Genomic DNA, 25,411 nt, shown 5'->3' with positions numbered 1-25,411 from the left:
TCCGTGCGCTGGAGAACAGATGTGGAGCCTTTTTCCGTTCAGCGGAAGCTGGGTCTCGACCGGTCCGTCCCCGGTCCCTACGGTCCGACCCATGACGAGCCCCGCCAGCACCACCCGCACGCAGGTCGCGATCGTCGGCGGAGGCCCCGCAGGGCTGCTGCTGAGCCACCTCCTGCACCGGGTCGGCATCGACTCGGTGGTCGTGGACCACCGCAGCGTCGACGAGATCGAGACCACCCACCGCGCCGGCATCCTCGAGCCCGACAGCGTGCGGCTGCTCACCGACACCGGCGTCTACGCCGCGGGGCAGGAGCGGGTGCTGACCGAGGGCGACCGGCACGGCGGGATCTACCTGCGCTTCGGCGGGGAGAGCCACCACCTCGACTTCGAGGACCTGGTGGGCGCCTCGGTGTGGCTCTACCCCCAGACCGAGGTCTTCGTCGACCTGCACCGCGCGCGGGTGCGCGACGGCGGCGACCTGCGCTACGGGATCAGCCAGACCGCGGTCAGCGACGTCGAGACCGCCCCCCGCGTCGCGTACGTCGACGCCGACGGTGCCCAGCACGAGGTCCTGGCCGACATGGTGGTGGGCGCCGACGGCTCACGCAGCGTGTGCCGCGACCTGGTGGTCGGGAACGAGCGCTTCTTCCGCGAGTACCCCTTCGCCTGGTTCGGCATCCTGTGCGAGGCCCCGAAGAGCTCCTCGGAGCTGATCTACGCCCGCTCGGACCGCGGCTTCGCCCTGATCAGCCAGCGCACCGAGTCGGTGCAGCGGATGTACTTCCAGTGCGACCCCCAGGAGGACCCCGGGGCCTGGTCGGACGACCGCATCTGGTCCGAGCTGCAGCACCGGTTGGCCGGCGCCGACGGCTACCGCCTGCAGGAGGGGCCGGTCATCGAGAAGTCGGTGCTGCCGTTCCGCAGCTTCGTGCAGACCCCCATGCAGCACGGCCGGTTGGTGCTGGCGGGCGATGCCGCCCACACCGTGCCGCCGACCGGCGCCAAGGGCCTCAACCTGGCGCTCCAGGACGTCAAGGTGCTGGCCGAGGTCATCGAGCAGGTGATGGTCGAGGGCGACGACGCGGCGCTCGCCGGCTACACCGACCGGGCCCTGGCGCGCGTGTGGAAGGCCCAGCACTTCTCCTACTGGATGACCACGATGCTGCACCGCGGGGACGGCTCGTCGGAGTTCGACGAGCGCCGCCAGCTCGGCGAGCTCGCCTCGCTGGTCTCCTCGCGCGCCGGTGCGACGTACCTCGCCGAGGGGTATACCGGCTGGCCCCAGTAGGACCCGCCCGCCGGCCGGGGGCGCTCAGCGCTCGCCGGGGGCCACGGGCGGCAGCCGCTGCAGCGCCCGCCCGATGCCGCGGGCCGCGACCTCGAGCGCGGCGACCAGTCGCGGGCGGTCGGTGCGCAGCGAGGCCACCACCAGGCCGAGGGCGGCCACGACCTCGTCGCGCTGCACGACCGGCACGGCCACCGAGCACGCTCCCAGGCTCATCTCCTCCGCGGTGGTCGCCCAGCCCTCGCGACGCACCCGGCCCAGCTGGCGGCGCAGGGTGCCGGGCTGGGTGATCGTGTAGCGGGTCACGGCCCGGAGGTCGGCGAGCGCGGCGCGCTCGACCTCGGCCGGTGCGTGGGCCAGGAGCACCTTGCCGACCCCGGTGGTGTGCAGCGGCAGCCGGGAGCCCACGGCGCTGACCACGGGCACCGAGGCGTTGCCCCGCAGCCGGTCGACGTAGAGCACCTCGGTGCCGTCGCGCACCGCGAGGTGCACGGTGGCCCGGGTGGCGCCGAACAGGTCGTGCAGGTAGGGGGAGGCCACCTCGCGCAACCCGGTCTGCACTGGCGCGAGGAGCCCGATGTCCCAGAGCCGGCGGCCCACCACGTAGTCGCCCTCGGGGGTGCGGTTCAGGGCGCCGAACTCGAGCAGGTCCGCCACCAGGCGGTGGGCGGTGGTGAGCGGCATCCCCGCGCGACGGGCCAGCTCCGAGAGCGGGAGCCGGCGGTGGTTCTCGTCGAACGCGGCCAGCAGCGAGAGCGCGCGGGAGGTGACGGATGCGCCGACGGCGCCGGAGTTGCCGGCCATGGCTCCAGTCTGCACGTCCCGCGCCGGCCGGGCCGGAAGTCCGGGCCGGGTCGGCGGGAGATTCGGGCCGGGTCGGCGACGTCCGGGGGTACTTCCGGTCAGTGGAAGTGAGGGGAGGTGGTGGCCGAGCCGTGGCCCTTACGGTGGGCCGGTGAACGACACCACCCAGTCCAACGTCCCCCAGGTGGCGCGGGATCCGGCCAGCGGCCTGGAGCCCCAGTCGCAGCTCTCGGAGGAGATGGCTCGCATCTCGGCCGAGCACGAGCGCTCCGGGGTCGAGGAGACGCAGCCCCGTCTGGACTACGCGCCGTACCGCTCGAGCCTGCTGCGGCACCCGACCAAGGCGCCGGTCCAGGTCGACCCCGAGGGCGTGGAGCTCTGGGCGCCCTGCTTCGGCGAGCGCGACGTCGACCCGCTCGAGGCCGACCTGACCGTCCAGCACGGCGGCGAGCCGGTGGGCGAGCGGATGGTGGTCACCGGCCGGGTGGTCGACGGCGACGGGCGCCCCGTGCGCCGCCAGCTGGTCGAGATCTGGCAGGCCAACGCCGGGGGACGCTACGTGCACCAGCGCGACCAGCACCCCGCCGCTCTGGACCCGCACTTCACCGGCATGGGGCGCTGCCTGACCGACGACGAGGGGCACTACCGCTTCACCACGATCAAGCCGGGCCCCTACCCGTGGCGCAACCACCACAACGCCTGGCGGCCCGCGCACATCCACTTCTCGCTGTTCGGCACCGACTTCACCCAGCGGATGGTCACCCAGATGTACTTCCCGGGCGACCCGCTCTTCGCGCTCGACCCGATCTACCAGGCGATCGTCGACCCACGCGCCCGCGAGCGCCTCGTCGCCACCTACGACCACGACGTCACCCAGCACGAGTGGTCCACGGGCTACCGGTGGGACATCGTGCTCACCGGCGCGCACCGCACGCCGCTGGAGGCCGACACCGAGCCCGAGCAGGACTCGGGGAAGGGAGGCGCGCGATGAGCCGCCTGCACCCCACGCCCGGGCAGACCGTGGGCCCGTTCTTCCACTACGCCCTGCCCTACGACGGCGACCGCGACCTGGTCGCGCCCGGGACCCCCGGCTCGGTGCTGCTGCACGGCACCGTCCGCGACGGGCATGGCCAGGGGCTCCAGGACGCCCTCGTCGAGATCTGGCAGCCCGACGCCCACGGCCGGGTGCTCCAGCGCCCCGGCTCGCTGCGGCGCGACGGCCATGTGCTGACCGGCTTCGGGCGCTCGACGACCGACCGCACCGGCCGCTACACCTTCACCACGGTCGCCCCGGGCCGGGTCGAGGGCGCGCTCCCCTTCTTCGCCGTGACCGTCTTCGCGCGGGGGCTGCTGAACCGCCTCTTCACCCGCGCCTACCTGCCGCTCGACGAGACCCCCGGGGCGGTGCCCGACGCGCTGCTCGACTCGGTGGGCGAGCGGGCCGGCACGCTCCTGTGCGAGCGCGACGACGACGGCCTGCGCTTCGACATCACTCTCCAGGGCGTGGGGGAGACGGTCTTCCTGACCTATCCGGGACACTCCTGAGGTGAGCTCCTTGTGGTGGCCCGGCGACCACCGGGCCGGATCGGCGATGCTGGACCAGAGCCTGCTCGAGCAGCTGGTGGAGGTCGAGCACGCCTGGCTCGGTGCGCTGGTGCGGGTGGGCGCGGCCCCGGGCGGGTGCCTCGACGCCGACGTGCGCGCGGTCCTGCCCGATCTCGACCGCGACGAGCTGGCGGTGGCGGCCGAGGCCGGGGGCAACCCGGTGATCCCGCTGGTGGGGCGGCTGCGCGAGCTGCTGCCCGAGCCCGCGGCGACCTGGGTCCACCGGGGGCTGACCAGCCAGGACGTCCTGGACACCGCGACCGTGCTCTGCGCGCGCGACACCGTGCGCCGGGTGCGCGTCGAGGTGGCCGGGCAGGTGCGGGCGCTGGTGGACCTGGCCGACACGCACCGGCACACCCCGATGCTGGCGCGCACCCTGACCCAGCCGGCCGTCCCGAGCACCCTGGGCGCCAAGGTCGCAGGCTGGCTGCACGGGGTCCTCGACGCCGACGACGCCCTGGCCGCGCTGCGCTGGCCGGTGCAGCTCGGCGGCGCGGGCGGCACGCTCGCCTCGCTCGTCGAGCTCGCCGGCCGTCCCGGGGCGAGGCGGCTGCGCGCCGACCTCGCTCACGCCCTCGACCTGGAGTCCGCGGCGCCGTGGCACACCCGGCGCACGCCGATGGTCCGCGCCGGCGAGGCCGCGGCGGCGGCCACGGCGGCCTGGGGACGCATCGCCAACGACGTGCTGGTGCTGGGCCGCCCCGAGGTCGGCGAGCTGCGCGACGGCTCGGCCGGGGGCTCCTCCGCGATGCCGCACAAGGCCAACCCGACCCTGGCGGTGCTGGTGCGCCGCGCCGCGCTCGCGGCTCCCGGCGAGCTCTCGTCGCTGCACCTGGCCTCGGCCGAGCAGGTCGACGAGCGAGCCGACGGCGGCTGGCACCTCGAGTGGCACCCCCTGGCGCTGCTGCTGCGCCGCACCCTGGTCGCGTCCTGCCACACGGGCGACCTGCTGCGCGGGCTGGTGGTCGACACCGAGCGGATGGCGGCGCGGCTGGCCGAGGTCGAGCACCAGGTGCGCGCCGAGCAGCGCTCCTTGGCCGCGCTGGGCGGCCGGGAGCCCGCGCCGACGTACGTCGGCCTCGCCGACGACCTCGTCGACGAGGCGCTCGAGCGGGCCCGACCACACCTGCGAACCGATCACCCGACCCCGCACGAGGAGCACCTGTGACCGTCACCGCCGTCCGTCTCGGAGGCCGCCCCGACCTGCCGCTCCTGGTGCTGGGGCCCTCGCTCGGCACCACGGCCACCACCTTGTGGTCGCGCGCCGCGGCCCACCTGGCCCAGGACTTCCAGGTGGTCGCGTGGGACCTGCCCGGCCACGGGCACAACCGCGTGCCGGTGGGGGAGGACCCCGTCAGCATGCGCAGCCTGGCCCGCGACGTGCTCGCGGTGGTCGACGAGGTCGCCGGCGGCCTGCAGCCGGCCCCCTTCCACTACGCCGGCGACTCGGTCGGCGGCGCGGTCGGCCTGCAGCTGCTGCTCGACGCTCCCGGGCGGGTGCAGTCGGCCACGCTGCTGTGCACCGGCGCCCGCATCGGCTCCGAGGAGTCGTGGCGCGAGCGCATCGAGCTCGTGCGGGCCAGCGGCACGCCCGCCCTGGTGAGCGGGTCGGCGCAGCGCTGGTTCGGGGAGGGGTTCCTGGAGCGCTCGCCGGAGGCGGGCTCCGCGCTGCTGCACGCCCTGTCCGAGGTCGACGACGAGGGCTACGCCGCGGTCTGCTCGGCCCTGGCCACGTTCGACGTGCGAGACCGGCTGGACCGCATCGCGACGCCCGTGCTGGCCGTGGCGGGCGCCGAGGACGTCGCCACCCCGCCGGAGTCGCTGCGCGAGGTCGCGGACGGCGTGCGGGACGGCCGGCTCGTGGTGCTCGACGGGGTCGCCCACCTCGCGCCCGCGGAGGCGCCCGACGAGGTGGCCAGGCTCGTGCGCGAGCACGCGCTGGGCCCGGTCGCGCCGGCGCGCGACGAGATGAGCCTCGCGCAGGTGCGCGCGGCGGGCATGGAGGTGCGGCGCGAGGTGCTCGGCGACGCCCACGTGGACCGGGCCACCGCCGCGGCCACCGACCTGACCGGTGAGTTCCAGGAGCTCATCACCGAGTACGCCTGGGGCAGCATCTGGACCCGCCCCGGCCTCGATCGGCGCTCGCGCTCGCTGATCACGCTGACCGCGCTCGTCGCCCGCGGCCACCACGAGGAGCTGGCCATGCACGTGCGGGCCGCCCGCACGAACGGGGTGTCGGTCGAGGAGATCAAGGAGCTGCTGCTGCAGACCGCGATCTACTGCGGCGTCCCCGACGCCAACACGGCCTTCCGGATCGCGCAGCGGGTGCTCTCGGAGATGGGCGAGGCCTGAGGCGCCACGTGCGGCGCCCCAGGCCTCGCCCGGGGATGCGGGTCGGGGTGCGGGTCAGGCGCGGACCGTCACCGCACGGCGGGTGGCGCCGGCGGGTCGGGCGCTGCCGCCGCGGGGGAGCAGGGCCACCGCGATCGCGGAGACGCTGAGCACCAGCGCGGCACCGACGTAGAGCTGGGTGGCGCCCCAGTCGGCGTCCACCAGCCGACCGGTGACCAGGGGCGCCAGGATGGCGCCGATGCGCCCGATGCCGATGGCCCAGCCCATGCCGGTGCCCCGGGTCCGGGTCCCGTACAGGGCGGGGGTGACCGTGTAGAGACCGGCCACGCAGCCGTTGACCAGGGCGCCCACCAGGACCCCGACGAACAGCGCGACGACGAGCACGGCGGTGCTGAGCACCAGGGTCGCCATGGCGACGGCGGCGAGCAGCGTGAAGCCGATCAGGACGAGGCGCTGGTCGGCGCGCGCCGTCACGACGCCGTAGAGGATCGAGCCGAGGGCGCCGCCGATCGCCAGGGCGATGCCACCGCCGGCCGCCTGGTCGGAGGAGAGCCCCGCGTCGGCGAGCAGGGTGGGGGTCCAGCTGTTGACGAAGTAGAAGCCGAACATGGTGCAGAAGAAGGCGAGCCAGACCAGCAGCGTCGAGCGGTGCTGGCCCCCGGTCAGCAGGGCCGAGAGGCGGACCCGCGGAGCCGTGTCCGCGCCCGTGGCCGTACCCGTGTCGGTGGTGGCTGCGGAGAGCGAGGTCAGCGGCTCCTGCCGCATCCGCACCAGGGTGGCGTTGACGCGAGCCAGGTCGCGGTCGCGGCCGCGGTGCACCATCAGGTCGACCGACTCCGGCAGCAGCCGCACGAGCACCACCAGGGCGCCGAGGGTGAGGGTCGCGCCGGTCCAGAAGACGCCGCGCCAGCCGAAGGAGTCCTGCAGCGCGACGGCCGCGAGACCGCCGACCATCGCGCCGACGCCGTAGCCGGCGGTGTAGATGCCGATGGACAGGCCCCGGCTGCGGGCGTTGGCGAACTCGCTGGCGATGACGTTGGTGCACGCCAGGATGCCGCCGACGCCGAGCCCGGTCAGCACCCGGGTGCCACCGAGGGTCAGGGCGGTCGGCGCCAGCGCGCTGCCCACCATGCCGATCCCCGAGAGCGCTACGCACGCCAGGACGACGGTGCGGCGCCCCAGGCTGTCGGCCAGGGGCGCGATCAGCATCGATCCGGCCGCCATGCCGACCAGACCGGCGCTGAGCAGCAGGCCGATCTGGGTGCCGCTGAGGGCGAAGGTGGACCCGACGCCGGCGGCGGTGAACGCCATCGCCATCACGTCGAAGCCGTCGAGCGTGTTCAACAGGGTGCACAGGGCGATGACGCCCCACTGGAAGCGCGACATCGGTGCCGCGTCGATGCGTGCGCGCAGGGTCGGGGCAGGTGGTGCGACGGGGGTGCTCATGGCAGCTCCAGGGTCAGGACGCCGCAGGGCGCGGGGTCGGTGGTGCGGGTGTCGGTGGGGCGGGTTGCGGCGCGGTCGGGCACCGCGACCCGGGAGACGCACAGGCACAACCGGTCGCCGGCCGCCTTCTGGTCGTCGTCGAGGAAGACGTCGCGGTGGTCGAGCCGGCCCTCGAGGTCCAGCACACGGGCCACGCAGAGCCCGCACTCGCCCTTGCGGCAGTCGGCCATCACCGCGACGCCGGCGGCCTCGAGCGACTCCAGGACGGTGCTGCCGGGCGTGACCTGGACGGTCGTGCCCAGCCGCGGCACCCGGACCCGGAACTCCTGCGGCTCCCACGAGCCGCTGTTGCCGAACGTCTCGAAGCGCAGGTTGGTCGGTGGCAGCGCGGCGTCGGCCCAGGCCCGTCGGACCGCGTCCATCATCGCGATGGGCCCGCACATGTAGAGCTCGGTGCGTCCCGGGTGGGCGCCGTCGGCGACCTCGGAGACCAGGGCGGCGACGTCGAGCCGTCCGCCCTCGGCCTCGGTGTGCAGGGTGAACCGGTCGCCGTGCTCGGCCGCGAGCTCGTCGAGGTAGGGCAGCACCTCGCGCCGGCGTCCGGCCAGCACGAGGCGGTAGTCGGCGCCGCGCGCCCGTAGGGTGCGGGCCATCGCGATGGTGGCGGTCAGGCCGATGCCGCCGGCCAGCAGGACGTAGCGCGCGGCTCCGACGCCGAGCGGGAAGTTCTGCAGGGGGGCCGTGACCGGCAGGCGGTCGCCGACGCGCAGGGCGTGCACACGCCGCGAGCCGCCCCGCCCCGGGTCGGCCAGCTGGACGGTCAGGGTGAGCCGTCGCCCGCCGTCCTCGCTGGCCACCACCGAGTAGGACCGGGTCAGCGAGGCGGGGCCCGGCTCGCCGTCCCGGGCGGCGAGGCGGATGTCGACGTGGCTGCCGGGCCGGGCCGGGACGGGGCGGTCGGGGGCGAGCACCACGCGGCGCACGCCCTCGGCGACCTCCTCGCTGGCGACCACCTCGGCGGTGCCCCAGCTGATGACGCTGTCGATGGCCATCGCGCTCAGCCGTTCGCGGCCGGGCGCAGCGCGGTGACCGCTGCGTCGGCGTCGTTGCCGCGGCCCTCGAGGGCCAGCATCTCGTCGAGGATCCGGCGCACCCACATGCCGCCCGCGTCGATGTTGAGGCTGTAGAAGGCGTGGTCGGGGTTGGCGTCGATCGCCCGCTGCTGGGCCACCAGCATCTCCTCGTCCTCGGCGAAGACGCCGTGCACGCCCTCGCGCAGCTGGGTGGTGATGAGCTGGCTGTCGAGGCGGTAGTTGCGCATGAACGCCCAGAAGTAGTGGCTGGTGCGCGCCGACTCGGGGGTGATGGTGTTCATGACGTAGCCGTTGACGCCCTGGGAGCGGTCCCCCTCGGGCGCACCGGTGCCGGCCTTGGCCACCCCCACGTCGATGCAGATGGTGCCGGGGGCCTCGTAGTGGATGATCTGCCAGCGGTCGACCTTGCCGCTGAACCCCGGGAACTTGTCGCGCATGTTCTTGAGCCAGAACGGCGGCGGGTCGATGTCACGCATCCAGCGCGAGACCGTGACCCGCCGGTCGCCGTCGCGGGTGACCTCGAACTCCGACTCGCTGAGCTCGTCCTGGCCGATGCTCGAGGAGTGCACGAACTCCTCATGCGTGAGGTCCATCAGGTTGTCCAGGACCAGCTGGTAGTTGCAGCCCGCGGCGATGGTCAGGCCGTCGCCGGCCCAGTCGGGGTGCTCCATCTGGTGCATGTCGGGCACCAGGTCGGGGTCGGCGAGGTCGGGATCGCCCGGCCACACCCACACGTAGCGGTGCCGCTCGACGACCGGGAAGGAGGGGACCGCCGCGCTCGGGTTGACGGTGCGCTGGGCCGGCATCGACGTGCAGCGCCCGGCCGGGTTGTAGCGCAGGCCGTGGTAGGGGCACTGGAGCTCGTCGCCGTGGATCGTGCCCATGGACAGCGGCGCCAGGCGGTGCCAGCAGGCGTCGGCGAGCACGCTGACCGCGCCGTCGGTGCTGCGCCACATCGCCATCGGGACGCCGGCGATGGTGCGGGCCAGGGGCGTGCGGGCGCTCACCTCGTGGTCCCAGGCGGCGGCGTACCAGGCGTTGCGGGGGAAGTCGAAGACCTTCGCGGTCACCGAGCGCGGGGGCGTGTCCATGGGGCTCCTCGATCAGAAGTCACTACGTGCATAGGGATGTAACCCTCATCACGGTAAGCGGGATCGATCCCTATGTCTATAGGTACTTTCCCGACCACTAGGCTGCGGGCGTGAGCCTGCGACATGCGCTGTTGTCCCTCCTGAGCGGGCGTGAGCGCACCGGCTACGAGGCCTCGACCGACTTCGGCCGGTCGGTGGAGCACGTGTGGCACGCGCCCGACTCGCAGATCTACCCCGAGCTGCGCAGGCTGGCCGACCTCGGCCTGCTCGACGTGGACGAGCTGCCCGACGGCGGGCGGGGCACCAAGAAGCGCTACCGCATCACCGAGACGGGGCTGGCCGAGCTGCGCGCCTGGATCGAGTCGCCGACGCGCCCGCGCCCGCAGCGGGACCCGGCGTACCTCCGGGCGGCCTACCTGGAGTGGGCCTCGCCGGAGGCCGCCCGCGAGGTGCTGGGCGTGCACCGGGACGTGCACCTGGAGCGCCTGCGGATGCTCGAGCAGGTGCGCGTCTCGCTCGTGGAGCGCACCAACCCCACGCTGGTCCAGCGGCTGCGGCGCTACCCCGCGGAGCAGCACGACCGGATCGTGGCCTGGAAGGTCTACGCCTACGACGGGATGATCGCCCAGGCGCGCGCCGAGGTCGCCTGGGCCGAGCAGGGCCTCGAGCTGGTGGAGCGCTTCCGCGACCTCCCGCCCCTGGGCATGGGCGAGGCGCGGGACGAGCCCGGGGCCGGCTCCGGAGCCTGACCCCACGCCCCACCCCCCACCCCCTGTCCGTCGCCCCTCGCTGCTCGTCCCGCGTGACGCGCGTGCGGGTCTGCGCGCAGAACCGATTGACGTACGTCACACTCCGGCGTATGTTCGTCTGAAGAACGCATGTTCGTTCAGCGAACACTACGGAAGGATTGCTCGATGACGAGGACCAGGACCACGTGGGCCACGGGGATGCTGGCTGCGGCCGCGCTCGTGCTCTCGGCGTGCGGCGCAGGCGACGACGGCGGGACGACCGAGTCGGCCTCCGGGCTGGACCAGGTGACCGTGGGGATCATCCCGATCCTCGACGTCGCACCGATCTACCTGGGGCAGGACCAGGGCTTCTTCGAGGACGAGGGCATCGAGCTGACCCTGGAGAGCGGCCAGGGTGGCGCCGCCATCCTGCCCGGCGTGGAGTCGGGGCAGTTCCAGTTCGGCTTCTCGAACAACACCTCGCTGCTGGTGGCCAAGGACAAGGGCCTCGACGTGCGCATCGTCGCGGCCGGCAACAGCACCACCGGCGAGGTCGGAGCCGACTTCAGCGCCGTGGTCGCCCCCGAGGGCAGCGGCATCGAGGACGCGGCCGACCTCGAGGGCAAGCGCGTCGCGGTCAACACGCTCAACAACATCGGCAGCACCACGATCAACGACGCCGTCCGCGAGGCCGGTGGCGACCCCTCCAGCATCGACTACGTCGAGCTCGGCTTCCCCGACATGCCGGGCGCCCTGAGCGGCGGCCAGATCGACGCGGCCTGGGTCGTGGAGCCCTTCTTGTCGATCACCCAGGGCCAGGGCGCCGCCCCGGTGCTGTGGAACTTCGCCGAGGCCGACCCCGAGCTGATGGTGGCCAGCTACTTCACCTCCGGCAGCACCGCCGACGCCGACGCCGACCTGGTGGAGCGCTTCGCCTCGGCCATGGAGACCTCGCTGGAGTACGCCGAGCAGAACCCCGACGAGGTGCGTCGCATCGTGCAGACCTACACCTCGCTCGACGCCGAGGCGGCCGAGGGCGTCACGCTGCCCGCCTTCCCGACCGACGTCGACCAGGACTCCCTGCAGCGCCTGGCCGAGCTCGCGGTCGAGGACGGGGCGCTCAGCGAGGTCCCGGACATCGGGTCGATGCTGCCGTGACCCACACGGCCACCACGCGGACCGGCGGCCTGGGGGGTCGCCGGTCCGCGACGGACCTCGCCACCTCGAGCCCCGTGCTGGGCCTGGCCGGCGTGCTGGGCCTGGTCGGGCTGCTCGAGGCGCTGCCGCGCCTCGGGGTGGTCGACCGTCGCTTCTTCCCCCCGTTCTCCGAGATGGTCGCCGCGCTCGGTGAGCTCGTCGGCACCTCGGAGTTCTGGGAGGCGCTGGCCCAGACGCTGCGCGGCTGGGCCCTGGGTCTGGCCGTCGCGGCGGGCGCCGCCGTCGTGGTCGGCCTGGTCATCGGCTCGCAGCCGTGGCTGAGGGCCGTGACCGCGTCGACGGTGGAGTTCCTGCGCCCCATCCCCTCGGTGGCGCTGATCCCGCTGGCGGTGCTGCTCTACGGCACCCAGATGCAGGCCACGCTGATCCTGGTCGTCTACGCCGCCTTCTGGCAGATGCTGGTCCAGGTCCTCTACGGCGTCCAGGACGTCGACCCCGTCGCCCGCGACACCGCCCGCTCCTTCCGGTTCGGCACCCTGCGCCGGGTGCGCGCGGTGCTGTGGCCCACGGCGCTGCCCTACGTGATGACCGGCTTCCGGCTCGCCGCCGCGGTCGCGCTGGTGCTCGAGGTCACCGGCGAGCTGATCATCGGCTCGCCCGGCCTCGGCCGGCTGCTGGCCTCCGCACAGACCGCCGGTGCGGTCGACACGCTGTACGCGATCGTCCTGGTCACCGGGATGCTCGGGATCGTGGTCAACCTCGGTGCCCGCACGGTCGAGCGGCGCAGCCTGCGCTGGCACCCCTCGCAACGAAGGGACGTCCCCGCATGAGCCCCCTGTCCCTCCTGCGTCGAGCAGGCCTCGTGGCAGGCCTGCCGATCGTCCTGCTCGCGCTCTGGTGGGTGGCCACCGACTCCAGCACGAGCTTCTACTGGCCCCCGCTGCGCGAGATCCTCGGGACCTTCCCGGAGACCTGGCTCGAGGGCCGGCTGGGCAGCGACGTGCTGCCGAGCCTCGGGCGGCTGCTGGTCGGCTACGCCCTCGCCCTGGTGCTGGGGATCTCGATCGGGGTGCTGGCGGGCTCCTCGCGGACCTTCCGTGCCGTGGTCGAGCCGCCGCTGGAGTTCCTGCGCTCGATCCCGCCGCCGGTGCTGGTGCCGATCCTGATCCTGCTGGCCGGGGTGGGCAACACCATGAAGGTGCTGGTCATCGCGGCGGGCTGCGTGTGGCCGATCCTGCTGAACACGATCGAGGGCGTGCGCGGCATCGACCCGGTGCTGCGCGACGCCGCTGCCGCCTACCGGCTCGGCCCGCTGACCCGTGTGCGCCACCTCGTGCTGCGCGGCGCCAGCCCCCAGGTGGCCGCCGGGGCGCGCCAGGCGCTGTCCATCGGCCTGATCCTGATGGTGATCAGCGAGATGTTCGCGGCCAGCAACGGCCTCGGCTTCACCATCATCCAGTTCCAGCGCGGCTTCGCGATCCCGCAGATGTGGAGCGGCATCGTGCTGCTGGGCCTCGTCGGGGTCCTGCTGTCGCTGGTCTTCCGCGTCGTGGAGGGGCGGCTGCTCGCCTGGTACCACGGGCAGCGTGCCGCCGAGAGAAAGGGCTGAGCAGTGACGACCGTGACCCACCAGATGGAGGACCCAGTGACCCAGACAGGCCCCCAGGCAGGCCCTGGCACCACGAGCGAGACCGTGCTCGACGTACGTGGTCTCACCAAGACCTACGCGACCGGGGTGCAGGCCATCGGGGACCTCACGTTCTCGGTGCAGCGCGGCGAGTTCGTGTGCATCGTCGGTCCCTCGGGGGCCGGCAAGACCACGCTGCTGCGCTGCATCGGCGGACTCCTCGAGCCGTCCGGTGGTGAGGTCGAGCTGGCGGGCAAGCTGGTCACCGCGCCTCCTGCCGACATGGCGGTGGTCTTCCAGGAGTACGGGCGCAGCCTGTTCCCCTGGATGACGGTGGCGCAGAACGTGGAGCTGCCGCTGAAGGAGAAGGGGCTCGACAAGGCCCGCCGGCGCGAGCTGGTCCAGGAGTCGCTCGAGGCGGTGGGCCTGGCCGACATGACCGGCGCGCACCCCTGGCAGCTCTCCGGAGGCATGCAGCAGCGGGTGGCGATCGCGCGGGCCGTGGCCTACGAGCCGACGGTCCTGGTGATGGACGAGCCCTTCGCGGCCGTGGACGCCCAGACCCGGGCAGAGCTCGAGGACCTGGTGCGCGGCCTGTGGGCCCGGCTCGGGGTCACCGTGCTGTTCGTGACCCACGACATCGACGAGTCGGTCTACCTGGCCAACCGCGTCGTGGTGCTCAGCGGGCGCCCCACCGAGGTGCTCGGGACGGTGGAGGTCGACCTCCCCGCCGAGCGCGACCAGCTCGAGACCCGCTCCTCGGAGCGGTTCGGCGAGCTGCGGCACCGGGTCTACGGGCTGGTGCAGGACGCCAAGCGCGGCGTGCGACCGGGCGACGTGCGCTGATGCCCGCCCGGCCGGTCGCCGACACCGGCCGGGGCTCGTCAGGCCGACGTCATGGCGAGGTCGGCCTCGATGGCGTCGCGCGTGGCCCGCAGCGGCGGCAACAGGTCCTCGACGGTGTCCTCGACCGGCCCGCGGCTGGCGTGCGTGGAGACGTTGACGGCCGCCACCGGGCGGCCGTCGCGGCCGCGGATCGCCACGGCCAGCGAGCGCAGCCCGGTCTCCAGCTCCTGGTCGTTGAGGGCGTAGCCCTGCTCGGCCACCGCGGCGAGCGCCGAGCGGATGCGGGCGGGGTCGGTGAGCGTCCGGCTCGTGCGGGCGCTCAGGTCGGCGCCCGCCAGCACCCGTTCCTGCTCGGCCGGGTCGGAGCTGGCGAGGATGGCGCGTCCCATGGCCGTGACGTGGGCCGGGAAGCGGGTGCCGACGTGGATGCCCACCGTCATGATGCGGCGGGTCGCCACGCGGGCCACGTAGACGACGTCGGTGCCGTCGAGCACCGCCACCGAGCACGACTCGCCGACCAGCGACGAGAGGCTCTCGAGGTGCGGCTGGACCAGCTCGGGCAGCCGCAGCGAGGCCAGGTAGGCCCAGCCGAGCTCGAGCACCTGCGGGCGCAGCCGGAAGGACCGGCCGTCGCTGTCGACGTAGCCCACGCCGACCAGCGTGTGCAGGATGCGGCGGGCCGTGGCCCGCGAGGTCCCCGACCGACGGGCGACGTCGCTGAGCGTCATGGCGGGGTGGTCGACGTCGAAGGCGCGGATCACCGCCAGTCCGCGCACCAGGGCCTGGATGGGTTCCACGGGCGCGGTCGTCGAGGGGTCGCTCATGGCGGCCAGGGTAGGCCCTCCCCGGGCCTGGAACGGCGGACGCGCCCGAGGTATGTTCGCTTGGAGAACAATTGTGCGGAGAACGAACAAGGAGTGCGGGATGACCAGTAGCTACCTCTACACGACGGCGCGGACCCCGTTCGGCCGCTTCGGCGGCGCGCTGGCGGGTGCTCGTCCCGACGACCTCGCCGCGACCGCCCTGCGCGGCGCGCTCGCCAAGGCGCCGGACCTCGACCCCGCCGCGGTGGACGACGTCGCCTGGGGGTGCGCCAACCAGGCCGGCGAGGACAACCGCAACGTGGGCCGGATGGCGGTGCTGCTGGCCGGGCTGCCGACGTCGGTGCCGGCCACGACGATCAACCGGCTGTGCGGCTCCTCCCTCGACGCCGCCATGCAGGCCTCGCGCACCATCGAGACCGGTGACGCCGACGTCGTGGTCGCCGGTGGGGTGGAGTCGATGACCCGGGCGCCCTGGGTGCTGCCCAAGCCCGAGCGCACCTTCCCGGCCGGCAACGCCCAGCTGGTCTCGACGACGCTGGGCTGGCGCCTGGTCAACGAGCAGATGCCCGCCGAGTGGACCGTCTCGCTCGGCGAGGCCAACGAGCAGCTGCAGGAGCGCTTCGCCATCAGCCGCGAGCGCCAGGACGAGTTCGCCGCCCGCTCCCACCGCCTCGCCGCGCAGGCCTGGGCCGACGGGTCGTACGACGAGCTGGTGGTCGGCGTGGACGGCGTCGAGCTGGCCCGCGACGAGAGCATCCGCGACGGCTCCACCGCCGAGAAGCTGGCCGGCCTCAAGCCGTCCTTCCGCAGTGACGGCACCATCACCGCCGGCAACGCCAGCCCCCTCAACGACGGCGCCTCGGCGCTGCTGCTGGGCTCCGAGGCCGCCGCCGAGCGGATCGGGCTGGCGCCGATCGCCCGGATCGCCGGTCGCGGCGCCCACGCGCTGGACCCCCAGGATTTCGGCTTCGCGCCCGTCGAGGCCGCGAACACCGCGCTGGCGCGGGCCGGCATCGGCTGGGGCGACGTCGGGGCCGTCGAGCTCAACGAGGCCTTCGCGGTGCAGTCGCTGGCCTGCGTCGACGCGTGGTCGCAACAGGGGGGCGTGGACCCCGAGATCGTCAACGCCTGGGGCGGCGCCATCGCGATGGGGCACCCGCTGGGCGCCTCCGGCGGTCGGGTGCTGGGCACCCTGGCCGCCCGCCTGCGCCACAGCGGCGAGCGCTGGGGCGTCGCCGCGATCTGCATCGGGGTCGGCCAGGGCCTGGCCGTCGTGCTCGAGAACGTCTCCGACACCGCGAGCGCCTCGTGACCGCGCGCCTGCTGACGTCGTACGACGACGCGGTCGCGGGCGTCGAGGACGGCGCGACCGTGCTCGTCGGCGGCTTCGGGATGGCCGGGATGCCGGTCGAGCTCATCGACGCGCTGATCCGCCAGGGCGCCGGTGATCTGACCGTGGTGTCCAACAACGCCGGCAACGGCGACACCGGCCTGGCCGCGCTGCTGGAGCGGGGGCGGGTGCGCAAGATGATCTGCTCCTTCCCCCGGCAGGCCGACTCGTGGGTCTTCGACCGGCTCTACCGCGCCGGCGAGGTCGAGCTCGAGGTGGTGCCCCAGGGCAACCTCGCCGAGCGGATGCGCGCCGCCGGGGCCGGGATCGGCGCGTTCTACAGCCCCACGGGGGTCGGCACCCCGCTGGCGGAGGGCAAGGAGACCCGCGAGATCGACGGGCGCACCTACGTCCTGGAGCACCCGATCCGCGGCGACCTGGCCCTGGTCAAGGCGCACCTGGCCGACGAGATGGGCAACCTCGTCTACCGCAGGACCGCCCGCAACTTCGGGCCGGTGATGGCCACCGCCGCGCGCACCGTGGCCGTCCAGGTCGACCGGGTCGTGCCCACCGGCGCGCTGGACCCCGAGGCCGTGGTCACCCCGAGCATCTACGTCGACCGCGTCGTGAGCGAGCAGACCGGCCAGGAGGCCACCGCATGAGCACCGCCACCGGGACCACCCGTCGTACGAAGGAGCAGATCGCCGCGGCGATCGCGCGCGACATCGCCGAGGCCCACCCCGAGGGTGCCTACGTCAACCTCGGCATCGGCCAGCCGACGCTGGTGGCCGACCACCTGCCGGCCGGCTCGGGGGTGGTGCTGCACACCGAGAACGGCATGCTCAACATGGGCCCGGCCGCGGCCGACGACGAGGTCGACCCCGACCTGACCAACGCCGGCAAGGTGCCGGTGACCGAGCTGCCGGGGGCGTCGTACTTCCACCAGGCCGACTCGTTCGCGATGATGCGCGGCGGCCACCTCGACGTGTGCGTGCTGGGCGCCTTCCAGGTCTCCGGGAGCGGCGACCTGGCCAACTGGCACACCGGTGCCCCCGACGCGATCCCGGCCGTGGGCGGGGCGATGGACCTGGCCATCGGGGCGAAGCGGGTCTGGGTGATGATGACGCTGCAGAGCAAGGACGGCTCGCCCAAGCTGGTGCCCGAGTGCACCTACCCGCTCACCGGCGTGGGCTGCATCGACCGGGTCTACACCGACCTGGGCACCTTCGAGATCACCGGCGCGGGGGTCCGGGTCCTCGAGCTGCACGGCGCCACGTCGCAGGAGGTCGCCGACCTGCTGGCCCCGCTGCGGCTCCTCGAGGCCTGAGCGGGGCTGCGGCCCGCTCAGGTGTTGTAGCGCAGCCAGGTCAGCAGGGCCACGACCCCGACCACCAGCAGCACCAGCCCGATCACGGCCAGCGCGGCCCCGCCGAGTCGGCGGGGCTCCCCGTGCAACGGGTGGTTGGTGCTGGGCAGGTCCCTCTGCTCGTCGTCAGCCATGCTTCCTGGGTACCCGTCTCGATGGCCTCCGACCCCACCCTTCCCGGTGGGGTCGGGCCGCCGGCGCGTGGCGAGGCCGGCTCAGGCCGTGTCGCCCTCCATGGCGACCACGAACTGCTTCTTCACCGAGCGCCACTGCTCGTCGTCCATCCCGCGTCGCCAGTAGGGCGAGCAGGACAGGTCGCCCTTGGCCAGGCCGCGGTCGCGCAGCAGGTGCGCCCGGATCTGGCGGATCTCCTCGGCCTCGCCGTGCACGAAGGCGTGCACCCGCCCCTCCGGCAGCTCGGCCGCCTCGACGGCGCCGACCAGGGGACGCGGCGACGCGGCGCTGCGGTGCACCCACTGCAGGTCGAGCTGAGCGGGGCTCTCGAGGGCGATCTCGTGCTCGGGTCCGTCGACGACCAGCCGGACCACGGCGTGGTCGGTGGGGCGCAGGACCTCGAGCGACGCCGCGATCGCGGGCAGCGCGGACTCGTCGCCGACCAGCAGGTGCCAGTCGGCGTCGCTGCGGGGGCGGTAGTCGCCCCCGGGGCCGTTGAAGACCAGCACGTCACCGGCCTCCGCGCGGTCGGCCCACGGGCCGCCGTGCCCGGCGTCGCCGTGCACCACGAAGTCGAGCGTCATCTCGCGCCGCTCGGCGTCCCAGCGGCGCACGCTGTAGCGCCGGCGCAGCGGCCACTCCTCCTGGGGGTGGGTGTCGCGGACCTCCCGCGGGTCGAAGACCGGCCCGTACGTCGCTCCCGCGGGCGGGATGGCGGCGTTGATGTAGCTGTCGGTGCAGTCGGGCATCTCCAGCCCGTCGAGCCCGCTGCCGCCGAGGACGACGCGGACCATCGTGGGGGAGATCTGCTCGGTGCTCCGGACCTCGCCGTGCATGGGCTCTGCCCCTCTCTGTGGACGTGTGCGTCTAGTTAGGCAAGCCTAACTGCCGTGGACAACGGTCGTCGGGCCAGGGCCCGTCCGCCCGCCCCGGGCGCCCCGCGCTCAGGACCAGTCGGCCGTCTGCTCGCGCAGCCGTGCGTAGGGCTCGCGCACCTGCGGTGTCGGCTCAGCGCGCAGCGTGCGGGTGCCGGTGGCCGGCCAGGCGGGCGGGGCGGGCGTGCCCGCCAGCGCCCAGGCCGCCTGCCGGGCCGCGCCCAGGGCGACGTACTCGCCCGGGTCGGGCAGCTCGACGTCGCGCCCCAGGACGGCCGGCAGGACCCGCTGCAGCGCCCGGCTGCGGGTCGCGCCTCCGACCAGCACGACACGCCCGGCGGGGCTGCCGGCGGGGCCGGTGCGCGAGGCCAGGGCGTCGACGGTGTCGGCGAGGCTGCAGGCCAGCGCCTCGAAGGCGGCCCGGGCGAGGTCGGCCCGGTCGGTGGTGGTGCTCAGGCCCGTCCAGGTGCCCACGGCGTGCGGACGGTCCGGTGTGCGCTCGCCGCCGTAGTAGGGCAGCAGGGTGGCTCCGTGGGAGCCGGGCGGGGCCGTGAGCGCCAGCGCCGCCAGCTCGTCGTGGTCGACGCCCAGCAGCCGGGCCTGCAGGTCGAGGATGCGGGCGGCGTTGAGCGTGACCGCCAGGGGCAGGAAGCCGCCCGTCGCGTCGGCGAAGCCGGTGACCAGCCCCGACCCGTCGAGCACCGGCTCGCTCACGCGCTCCGAGGCCACCCCCGAGGTGCCCACCGACAGGAGCACGTCGCCGGGCCCGAGGTCGAGCGCCAGGGCCGCCGCCATGTTGTCGCCCGTGCCGGGGCCCAGCACCTGGCCCGCGCTGGTCTCGGCGGCCGCCTCGCCGGGGGCGGCGATGCGGGGCAGGGCCACCTCGCGGCCCAGGGCGCCCGCCGCCAGGTCGGGGCGCCACTCGTCGTCGACGGTCGAGAAGTAGCCGGTGCCGGAGGCGTCGCCGCGGTCGGTGAAGGCGGGGGTGCCCGGCGCGGCCAGGTGCTGGGAGAGGTGGTCGTGGGGCAGCAGCACCCGGTGCGTGCGCCGGGCGGCCTCGGCCTCGTGCTCGCGCAGCCAGCGCAGCTTGGTGACGGTGAACGAGGCCACCAGCACGCTGCCGACGAGCTCGGCGCAGGCCTGCGGGCCGCCCCACTCCTCGACGAGCTGCCGCGCGCTGGCCGCGGAGCGGGTGTCGTTCCACAGCAGGGCGGGGCGCACCGGGTCGCCCTGCTCGTCGAGCGCCACCATCCCGTGCTGCTGGCCCGCCACGGCGACGGCGCTCGCGCGGGGCAGCAGCGGGCCGGCCGCCTGCGTCAGCGCCTCGGTCCAGGCCCGAGGGTCGACCTCGGTGCCCTGGGGGTGCGGTGCCGAGCGCTGCTCGACGACGGTGCCGTCGGCGGCGTCGACCAGCACCGCCTTGGTCGACTGGGTCGAGGAGTCGATGCCGAGCACGAGGGTCATGGTGCTGGTCTAGTGCACCTCGGCCGTCGGGCTCAAGAGCGGCGGCTCAGGGCGCGGTGACGCTGCTCGCCGGGTCGATGAGGATCTTGGCGTGCCGCTCGGGGTCGCCCAGGGCGTCGAAGGCGGCCGCCACCCCGTCGAGCCCGACGGTGCCGGTGACCATGGGCGTGGCGTCGACCTCGCCCTCGGCCAGCTGGTGCAGCGCGTCGCGCAGCTCCAACGGGGTGTAGGCCAGCACGAAGCGCAGGTCGATCTCCTTGTTGATCGCCATCGTGGGCCGCAGCCGGTCCTCGCCCATGCAGACGCCGACGACCACCACGCGGGTGCCGATCGGGGCGGCGCTGACGACGCCCTCGATCATCCCGGGCACCCCGACGCACTCGAAGACCACCGGGCCGGTGATGTCGGCGGCGCCCAGCGCGTCGGCGGCGCGGTAGAGGTGCACCCACCCCGGGAGCCGGCGCAGGCGCCGCATCGAGTCGAGCGCGTGGTCGAGCACCTGCGGGGCCGAGCGCATCCACCCCGCCGCGGCAGCGACGTCGTACGCCGACTCCTCGGCGGGGTCGACGACCGCGTCGGCCCCGCAGGCCAGGGCCAGCTCGCGCCGCGCCGCGGAGTAGTCGGAGGCCACCACGCGCCGCACCCCGCGGGCCTTGAGCTGCAGCACCACCGCGAGCCCGACCGGCCCGCAGCCCAGCACGACCGCGACGTCCTTGCGGCCCACGTCGCTGCGGTTGACCGCGTGCAGCGCCACCGCCATCGGCTCGGTGAGCACCGCGGTCTCGGCGTCGAGGCCGTTGGGCACCTTGAGGCTGAGCGCGCCCTCGACGAGCACCCGCTCGGCGTACCCGCCCGGGGCTCGCGGCGAGAGGCCGGTCGGGTGCACGCCGGCGCTGTCGCGCACCAGCGGGAACGGCACCACCAGGTCGCCCTCGCGCAGCCCGCGCCCGGCGCCGCGGCCGCGCTCGAGCACCTCGCCGACGATCTCGTGGCCCGGCACGACGTGGTTGTCGCGGCGGATCGAGTGGGCGTAGCCCAGCTCGTCCATCACCTCCGCCAGCGCGTCGCCGTGGTCCTTGGCGTGCAGGTCGGAGCCGCAGATGCCGCAGCGGCGCACCCCCAGCACCAGCTGGCCACGGCCGGGTCGCGGGTCGGGCAGGTCGACGACCTCGAGACGCCCGCCGGAGCAGTCGACCGCCCTCACCGGCCGGTCCCTGCGGTGCGCTGGGTGGGGCGGGGCAGGTCGGCGGGGCTGTCTCGGCGGCTCACCCGCGCAGTATGTCGCCCCGCCCGAGCGCGTGCCGGTGCTTCCGTCCGGTCGTGGTCTGGGTCGTGGTCTGGGTCGTGGTCCGACTCGTGTGCCCCAGGACGCGCCCTGGCGCGTCCACAGGCCACGACCCGAACCACGACCCGAACCACGACCCGGGCCACGTCCCGCGCGGACGCCACGGTGGGACGGACGGCGAGGGTGGGAGCGGTGGGCGCCGGGGCTGGCTACGATGCCGGAGGCGGCTCCCTGCCGCCCCAGGGCGCTCGAGGGGGGTGGTGGCCCGTGCCGGCGTCGGTGCTGAGCGAGGAGCAGGTGCTGCCTGCCGAGCCGCGCAGCGCCCTCGAGGCCCGTCGTCTCGTACGCCGCCTGCTCGCGGAGGCGGGCGCCGAGCGGTTCGTCGAGGCCACCGAGCTGGCCGTCTCGGAGCTGGTCACCAACGCCGTGGTGCACGCCGGCGGGGAGGTGCGCCTGCGGGTGCGCTGCGGCCCGCGCGCCGTGCGCGTGGAGGTCGACGACTCCAGCTCGCACCGGCCCGTGCCGCGGCACTGGACGACCACGTCGGGCACCGGCCGGGGGCTGCACCTGATCGCCGACTGCGTCGACGTCTGGGACGTCGAGATGCGTCCGGGGCGGGGCAAGACCGTGTGGTTCGAGATCGGTGAGACCCGGGCCCGGGCCGGTCACGACCCGGGTGCGGCCTACCAGGGCGGCGCCGGCGTCGTCGAGGTCGAGCTGCTCGACGTGCCGCTGCTGATGCACCACGCCTGGCAGGAGCACGCCGCCGGGCTGCTGCGCGAGCACCTGCTGCTGCGCCTCGAGGAGGAGCCGGGCGCACTCGACGAGCACGCCGCCGCCAGCGACGCCCTCAACCTGCTCCACGAGCAGCTGCCGCTGCCGCTGCTGCACGACGACGGCGAGGCGATCATGGCCGGCGCCGTCGAGCCGGGCGTCAGCGCGGCGCGCCTGGTGCTGAGGGTGCCGGCCGCGTCGGTGCCGCACTTCGAGGTCCTCAACGCCTCGCTGGGCTCGGCACTGGCCCACGCCCGCGAGGGCCGGCTGCTGGCCCCCACCACCCAGCCCGAGATCGAGCTGATGCGCGACTGGCTCTGCGGCGAGGTGACCGGTCAGGCGCGCGGCGCCCGGCCGGTGCCGTGGCGCAGCACCGGCCTCGACGTGGCCCGCCCCGCGCCCTCGCCGCTCATCGGCTCCCCGGCGGTCGCGGCGCTGGTCGCGCAGGCGCCCGTCGTGGTCACCGACGCGCGCCACGACATCGTGGGGGTCAGCCCCGAGGTCGCCGCCTTCCTGGGCTACGACGACCCCTCGCGGCTCGAGGGCCGGCGGGTGCTGGTGGTGGTCCCCGAGCGCTTCCGCCAGGCCCACGTGGCCGGCACGACGATGCACGCCTCGCACGGGCGCGACGTGCTGCTCGACCAGGTGGTGCGGGTGCCGGTGGTGCGCGCCGACGGCAGCGAGGTGGTGGCGGCCTTCGAGGTCACCGCCCAGCGCCTCGACGCCGACGACCGGGTCTTCGTGGCCCGCTTCCTGCTGGACTGAGCGCCCGGCCGGACCAGCCAGGTCAGCCGGCTCAGTCGGCCAGCCAGGCCACCAGCTCGGCGGCCAGGCCGCGCTGCTCGGGCAGGCCCGGGAAGAGCGCCCAGTCGTGCGGCAGGCCCTCGCGCACCCGCAGCTCGAGGTCGGTGCCCCCGGCGGCCGCGGCCTGCTGGGCCAGCCGCTCGCACTGCGGCCAGAAGACCTCGCGGGTGCCCACCAGTGCCAGCACCCGGCCCAGTCCCGAGAGGTCGGCGAGGCCGGGGGAGATGCGCGGGTCGTCGAGCCCGTGCGGGCCGGCGTACAGCCGGGCGGCGCCGTGCAGGGCCCGCCGGCTCAGCAGGGGGTCGAGCCGGTCGGCGGCGATCGTGCCGGCGTCGGCCATCACGGCGTCGACCCACGGCGAGAGCAGCACCGTGGCGCGCGGCATCGTCGCGCCCTCGTCGCGCAGCTGCTGCAGCAGCGCCAGCGAGAGCCCGCCGCCCGCGGAGTCGCCGGCCAGCACCGGCGCCGGGCGGCCGGCGGTGGCCGCGGCCTCGACGGCCAGCCCCCACGCCTCGCGCACCATGGGCAGCGTCTCGTCGACGGTGTGCTCGGGCGCGAGGGGGTAGTCGACGAGCGAGACGGCGTAGCCGTGCGGCAGCAGCCGCGAGAGGAACGGCCAGTGCTGCGCCTGCAGCGTGTAGGCGCCGCCGTGCAGGTAGAAGACGTGGTCGCGCGCGCCGGCCGGGGTCACGGTCGCGACCCGTCCGGCGCCGACCTCGGTGGTGGCCACGTCGTGGCGCGCGGCCAGCGAACGGGGCACCAGCGGCGTGCGCAGGCGCGGCGGGTGGGTGAAGACCCGGGTCACGAGCGCGCCGGGCACCAGCCCGAAGGCGCGCACCGCCAGGCGGGCCTGCCAGGAGGGGGTGCCGGTGGCGGGCACCGGCTCGGGCGCGGGCACCGGGGAGGGGGTCGGCTCAGGCAACGAAGTCCCACCCCGCGGCGAGGTACTCGATGAAGTCGGGGCCCACGCGCTCGGCGCGCAGGTGGTCGCGGCTGACGGGCGTGGCGGCCATGGTGAAGGCGGGGTCGGCCAGCGCGCGGCGGGCGAAGTCGTGGTGCAGGATGCCGGCGGTGCCGACGGTCACGAAGTCGGCGCCCCGCTCGAGGCACCAGTCGGTGTCGGCGGTCGAGACGATGCCGCCGGCCACCCCGAGACGGGCGCTGCCGCGCTCGAGGGCCGTGAAGTGGTCGATCAGCGCGCCGTCGTACGCCGTCTCGAAGGGCGCCTTGCGCACGTCCCACAGCGACATGTCGAGGTGGTCGACCGCGCCCGAGACCATCAGCTGCTCGGCCAGCGCGGTCGACTCGGCGAGCGCGATGCCGCTGCGCTCGGGGGTCAGTCGCATCCCGACCTGGAAGTCGGGCCCGGTGGCGGAGCGGATGCCGTCGACGACCTCGTGGAAGACCCGGGCCCGGTTCTCGGCGGAGCCGCCGTAGGCGTCGGTGCGGTGGTTGGAGCGCGCGTCGAGGAACTGCGCCAGCAGGTAGGCGTGGGCGCCGTGCACCTGCACGCCGTCGAAGCCGGCGCGCTCGCAGCGCACCGCGGCGTCGACGAAGTCCTGCACGACCCGCTGCACCTCGCCGGTGCTCAGCGCCCGGGCGCCCTTGGCCTCGTCGTCCCACGGGGCCACGGTCGGGTGGCCCGACAGCGACTGCGAGGCGCGCATGCCGCCGTGCTGCAGCTGCACGCACGAGGTGGTGCCGCTCTCGCGCAGGGCCGTGGCCAACCGGGTCAGGCCCGGCAGGAACCGGTCGTCCCACACGGCGAGCTGGCCGTCCCAGCACTGGCCCTCGGGCGAGACGTGCGCGGCGCACGTCATCACCATCGCGAAGCCGCCCTCGCCGCGCGCCACGAGCCAGTCGAGCTCGTCGTCGGAGAGGCTGCCGTCGGGGTGCGACTGCAGGTTGGTCAGCGGCGCCAGCGTGATGCGGTTGGCCCACGCGGGTCCGTGGGCGAGGGCGAGGGGGTCCTGGAGCGAGGTCACGGCCCCATCATCCACGCCCCTCCCACCGGCAGGCGGGTCGGCGTCAGCGGTCGTGGATGCGCTGCAGGTTGCGCCCGCCGCGGGCGAAGGAGGTCCGCACCGCCGGCGGGACGTCGACGTCGGCGACCTCGCGCCAGGCGCAGGGCCGCACGTGCGCCAGGTCGAGGCGGTGCGCCTCGGGGTCGACGTCGTAGCGCCAGCCACCCTCCAGCTCGCCCATCCACCAGCCGCCGTCGGCGTCACGGGTCCAGGCCAGGGTCCCGTCGGCCTCGTCGGCGAAGCGCCGCAGCCGGGCCGCGACGCGCTGGTCGTGCTCCTCCTCGACGAGCGCCAGCGCGTCGGCGAGGTCGAGCGGCTCGCGCGAGAGCCGCCCACCGACCCCGCACACGCGCCGGGCCAGCGCGCGGCGTACGGCGGCGCCGTGGTCGACCGTGTCGTCGCGCGAGCGCATCGGCGCCCTCAGGACCCGGGGTTCCCCGGGCGCGCCGGGCCTG

26 protein-coding genes are annotated in these 25,411 nt (G+C 74.7%); 14 read left to right on the top strand and 12 right to left on the bottom strand.

The features are described 5' to 3' along the window. Positions 1-91 precede the first annotated feature (91 nt). Positions 92-1,288: a 4-hydroxybenzoate 3-monooxygenase gene (locus JOE61_RS08300; RefSeq protein WP_193670013.1), complete on the top strand. Its 1,197-nt coding sequence runs from the start codon at positions 92-94 to the stop codon at positions 1,286-1,288. Positions 1,289-1,312: 24 nt separating this feature from the next. On the opposite strand, the gene JOE61_RS08295 is transcribed toward JOE61_RS08300, so the two are convergent. Next, on the bottom strand, positions 1,313-2,089 hold the full coding sequence (locus tag JOE61_RS08295; RefSeq protein WP_193670012.1) for an IclR family transcriptional regulator: 777 nt from the start codon (positions 2,087-2,089) through the stop codon (positions 1,313-1,315). Between the two features lie 151 nt (positions 2,090-2,240). Here JOE61_RS08295 and pcaH point away from each other — a divergent pair, with 151 nt between their 5' ends. The 4 genes from pcaH to pcaDC are packed head-to-tail and all read left to right on the top strand — an operon-like array spanning position 2,241 to position 6,046. Then, positions 2,241-3,080 carry a protocatechuate 3,4-dioxygenase subunit beta gene (gene pcaH / locus JOE61_RS08290; RefSeq protein WP_307822879.1) on the top strand — a complete coding sequence of 280 codons (840 nt, stop codon included), beginning with the start codon at positions 2,241-2,243 and terminating at the stop codon, positions 3,078-3,080. Then, entirely contained in the window at positions 3,077-3,634 is a 558-nt protein-coding gene (pcaG, locus tag JOE61_RS08285; protein WP_193670011.1) for a protocatechuate 3,4-dioxygenase subunit alpha, read from the top strand. The genes pcaH and pcaG overlap by 4 nt, the downstream gene beginning before the upstream one ends. Position 3,635: 1 nt before the next feature. Next, positions 3,636-4,862, top strand: a complete 1,227-nt coding sequence (locus tag JOE61_RS08280; RefSeq protein ID WP_193670010.1) for a lyase family protein — start codon at positions 3,636-3,638, stop codon at positions 4,860-4,862. Beyond that, complete coding sequence (gene pcaDC / locus JOE61_RS22760; RefSeq protein WP_193670009.1) at positions 4,859-6,046, top strand: bifunctional 3-oxoadipate enol-lactonase/4-carboxymuconolactone decarboxylase PcaDC; 1,188 nt, start codon at positions 4,859-4,861, stop codon at positions 6,044-6,046. The genes JOE61_RS08280 and pcaDC overlap by 4 nt, the downstream gene beginning before the upstream one ends. 54 nt (positions 6,047-6,100) lie before the next feature. On the opposite strand, the gene JOE61_RS08270 is transcribed toward pcaDC, so the two are convergent. From JOE61_RS08270 to JOE61_RS08260, 3 genes are read right to left on the bottom strand one after another with little or no spacing between them, the layout of a single operon-like run. Continuing rightward, positions 6,101-7,492: an MFS transporter gene (locus JOE61_RS08270; RefSeq protein WP_193670008.1), complete on the bottom strand. Its 1,392-nt coding sequence runs from the start codon at positions 7,490-7,492 to the stop codon at positions 6,101-6,103. Next, on the bottom strand, positions 7,489-8,544 hold the full coding sequence (locus JOE61_RS08265) for a PDR/VanB family oxidoreductase (protein WP_193670007.1): 1,056 nt from the start codon (positions 8,542-8,544) through the stop codon (positions 7,489-7,491). Before JOE61_RS08265 ends, JOE61_RS08270 begins: the two co-directional genes overlap by 4 nt. Before the next feature lie 5 nt (positions 8,545-8,549). Beyond that, entirely contained in the window at positions 8,550-9,677 is a 1,128-nt protein-coding gene (locus tag JOE61_RS08260; RefSeq protein ID WP_193670006.1) for an aromatic ring-hydroxylating dioxygenase subunit alpha, read from the bottom strand. A 110-nt stretch (positions 9,678-9,787) separates the two neighbouring features. Between JOE61_RS08260 and JOE61_RS22115 the strand changes: the two genes are divergently transcribed. The 5 genes from JOE61_RS22115 (at position 9,788) to JOE61_RS08235 (ending at position 14,036) form a co-directional block, all read left to right on the top strand. Next, positions 9,788-10,426, top strand: a complete 639-nt coding sequence (locus JOE61_RS22115) for a PadR family transcriptional regulator (protein ID WP_193670005.1) — start codon at positions 9,788-9,790, stop codon at positions 10,424-10,426. Positions 10,427-10,591: 165 nt separating this feature from the next. Further along, positions 10,592-11,563 (top strand): ABC transporter substrate-binding protein, encoded by a 972-nt coding sequence (locus JOE61_RS08250; protein ID WP_204797180.1) that lies wholly within the window; start codon positions 10,592-10,594, stop codon positions 11,561-11,563. Continuing rightward, the gene (locus JOE61_RS08245) at positions 11,560-12,393 is read left to right on the top strand and encodes an ABC transporter permease (RefSeq protein ID WP_204797179.1); all 834 of its coding nucleotides are present in this window, start codon (positions 11,560-11,562) and stop codon (positions 12,391-12,393) included. Before JOE61_RS08250 ends, JOE61_RS08245 begins: the two co-directional genes overlap by 4 nt. Positions 12,394-12,425: 32 nt before the next feature. Then, positions 12,426-13,172, top strand: coding sequence for an ABC transporter permease (locus JOE61_RS08240; RefSeq protein ID WP_204797178.1), 747 nt, complete (start codon positions 12,426-12,428; stop codon positions 13,170-13,172). Between the two features lie 84 nt (positions 13,173-13,256). Continuing rightward, complete coding sequence (locus JOE61_RS08235) at positions 13,257-14,036, top strand: ABC transporter ATP-binding protein (protein WP_307822877.1); 780 nt, start codon at positions 13,257-13,259, stop codon at positions 14,034-14,036. A gap of 38 nt (positions 14,037-14,074) precedes the next feature. On the opposite strand, the gene JOE61_RS08230 is transcribed toward JOE61_RS08235, so the two are convergent. Continuing rightward, positions 14,075-14,860: an IclR family transcriptional regulator domain-containing protein gene (locus tag JOE61_RS08230; RefSeq protein ID WP_193670003.1), complete on the bottom strand. Its 786-nt coding sequence runs from the start codon at positions 14,858-14,860 to the stop codon at positions 14,075-14,077. Positions 14,861-14,960: 100 nt separating this feature from the next. Here JOE61_RS08230 and JOE61_RS08225 point away from each other — a divergent pair, with 100 nt between their 5' ends. Genes JOE61_RS08225 through JOE61_RS08215 form a run of 3 tightly spaced genes read left to right on the top strand, consistent with a single transcriptional unit; the run spans position 14,961 to position 17,517 of the window. Further along, positions 14,961-16,172, top strand: coding sequence for a thiolase family protein (locus JOE61_RS08225; RefSeq protein ID WP_193670002.1), 1,212 nt, complete (start codon positions 14,961-14,963; stop codon positions 16,170-16,172). Continuing rightward, positions 16,169-16,852: a 3-oxoacid CoA-transferase subunit A gene (locus JOE61_RS08220; RefSeq protein ID WP_193670001.1), complete on the top strand. Its 684-nt coding sequence runs from the start codon at positions 16,169-16,171 to the stop codon at positions 16,850-16,852. The genes JOE61_RS08225 and JOE61_RS08220 overlap by 4 nt, the downstream gene beginning before the upstream one ends. Further along, complete coding sequence (locus tag JOE61_RS08215; RefSeq protein WP_193670000.1) at positions 16,849-17,517, top strand: 3-oxoacid CoA-transferase subunit B; 669 nt, start codon at positions 16,849-16,851, stop codon at positions 17,515-17,517. Before JOE61_RS08220 ends, JOE61_RS08215 begins: the two co-directional genes overlap by 4 nt. Before the next feature lie 17 nt (positions 17,518-17,534). On the opposite strand, the gene JOE61_RS08210 is transcribed toward JOE61_RS08215, so the two are convergent. The 4 genes from JOE61_RS08210 to JOE61_RS08195 form a co-directional block, all read right to left on the bottom strand. Continuing rightward, positions 17,535-17,690: a hypothetical protein gene (locus tag JOE61_RS08210; protein ID WP_193669999.1), complete on the bottom strand. Its 156-nt coding sequence runs from the start codon at positions 17,688-17,690 to the stop codon at positions 17,535-17,537. 81 nt (positions 17,691-17,771) lie between these two features. Next, positions 17,772-18,566, bottom strand: coding sequence for a siderophore-interacting protein (locus JOE61_RS08205; RefSeq protein ID WP_193669998.1), 795 nt, complete (start codon positions 18,564-18,566; stop codon positions 17,772-17,774). A gap of 108 nt (positions 18,567-18,674) precedes the next feature. After that, positions 18,675-20,069: an FGGY family carbohydrate kinase gene (locus JOE61_RS08200; RefSeq protein ID WP_193669997.1), complete on the bottom strand. Its 1,395-nt coding sequence runs from the start codon at positions 20,067-20,069 to the stop codon at positions 18,675-18,677. A 46-nt stretch (positions 20,070-20,115) separates the two neighbouring features. After that, positions 20,116-21,273 (bottom strand): zinc-binding dehydrogenase, encoded by a 1,158-nt coding sequence (locus JOE61_RS08195; RefSeq protein ID WP_193669996.1) that lies wholly within the window; start codon positions 21,271-21,273, stop codon positions 20,116-20,118. A gap of 348 nt (positions 21,274-21,621) precedes the next feature. On the opposite strand from JOE61_RS08195, the gene JOE61_RS08190 reads away from it, so the two are divergent. Beyond that, positions 21,622-22,893, top strand: coding sequence for an ATP-binding protein (locus JOE61_RS08190; protein ID WP_193669995.1), 1,272 nt, complete (start codon positions 21,622-21,624; stop codon positions 22,891-22,893). A 31-nt stretch (positions 22,894-22,924) separates the two neighbouring features. Here JOE61_RS08190 and JOE61_RS08185 read toward each other — a convergent pair whose 3' ends face one another. The 3 genes from JOE61_RS08185 to JOE61_RS08175 are packed head-to-tail and all read right to left on the bottom strand — an operon-like array spanning position 22,925 to position 25,368. Continuing rightward, the gene (locus JOE61_RS08185; protein WP_193669994.1) at positions 22,925-23,854 is read right to left on the bottom strand and encodes an alpha/beta hydrolase fold domain-containing protein; all 930 of its coding nucleotides are present in this window, start codon (positions 23,852-23,854) and stop codon (positions 22,925-22,927) included. Continuing rightward, a complete protein-coding gene (locus JOE61_RS08180) occupies positions 23,847-24,917 on the bottom strand; it encodes an NADH:flavin oxidoreductase (protein WP_193669993.1) in 1,071 nt (356 codons plus the stop codon). Before JOE61_RS08180 ends, JOE61_RS08185 begins: the two co-directional genes overlap by 8 nt. Positions 24,918-24,960: 43 nt before the next feature. Then, positions 24,961-25,368 (bottom strand): GAF domain-containing protein, encoded by a 408-nt coding sequence (locus JOE61_RS08175; protein WP_193669992.1) that lies wholly within the window; start codon positions 25,366-25,368, stop codon positions 24,961-24,963. Positions 25,369-25,411 lie beyond the last annotated feature (43 nt).

The sequence above is a fragment of the Nocardioides salarius genome (assembly GCF_016907435.1).
GTDB lineage: Bacteria > Actinomycetota > Actinomycetes > Propionibacteriales > Nocardioidaceae > Nocardioides > Nocardioides salarius.
Note: the sequence above shows the minus strand (reverse complement) of the source record. Positions and strands in the feature narration are given on the sequence as shown.

Bases quoted from the DNA above. Each gene is read 5' to 3' on its own strand.
- JOE61_RS08210 (WP_193669999.1), bottom strand. From the start codon at position 17,690: ATGGCTGACGACGAGCAGAGGGACCTGCCCAGCACCAACCACCCGTTG.
- pcaG (WP_193670011.1), top strand. From the start codon at position 3,077: ATGAGCCGCCTGCACCCCACGCCCGGGCAGACCGTGGGCCCGTTCTTC.
- JOE61_RS08260 (WP_193670006.1), bottom strand. From the start codon at position 9,677: ATGGACACGCCCCCGCGCTCGGTGACCGCGAAGGTCTTCGACTTCCCC.
- JOE61_RS08250 (WP_204797180.1), top strand. From the start codon at position 10,592: ATGACGAGGACCAGGACCACGTGGGCCACGGGGATGCTGGCTGCGGCC.
- JOE61_RS08205 (WP_193669998.1), bottom strand. From the start codon at position 18,566: ATGCACGGCGAGGTCCGGAGCACCGAGCAGATCTCCCCCACGATGGTC.
- JOE61_RS08225 (WP_193670002.1), top strand. From the start codon at position 14,961: ATGACCAGTAGCTACCTCTACACGACGGCGCGGACCCCGTTCGGCCGC.
- JOE61_RS08175 (WP_193669992.1), bottom strand. From the start codon at position 25,368: ATGCGCTCGCGCGACGACACGGTCGACCACGGCGCCGCCGTACGCCGC.
- JOE61_RS08215 (WP_193670000.1), top strand. From the start codon at position 16,849: ATGAGCACCGCCACCGGGACCACCCGTCGTACGAAGGAGCAGATCGCC.
- JOE61_RS08200 (WP_193669997.1), bottom strand. From the start codon at position 20,069: ATGACCCTCGTGCTCGGCATCGACTCCTCGACCCAGTCGACCAAGGCG.
- JOE61_RS08270 (WP_193670008.1), bottom strand. From the start codon at position 7,492: ATGAGCACCCCCGTCGCACCACCTGCCCCGACCCTGCGCGCACGCATC.
- JOE61_RS08230 (WP_193670003.1), bottom strand. From the start codon at position 14,860: ATGAGCGACCCCTCGACGACCGCGCCCGTGGAACCCATCCAGGCCCTG.
- JOE61_RS08300 (WP_193670013.1), top strand. From the start codon at position 92: ATGACGAGCCCCGCCAGCACCACCCGCACGCAGGTCGCGATCGTCGGC.
- JOE61_RS08295 (WP_193670012.1), bottom strand. From the start codon at position 2,089: ATGGCCGGCAACTCCGGCGCCGTCGGCGCATCCGTCACCTCCCGCGCG.
- JOE61_RS08265 (WP_193670007.1), bottom strand. From the start codon at position 8,544: ATGGCCATCGACAGCGTCATCAGCTGGGGCACCGCCGAGGTGGTCGCC.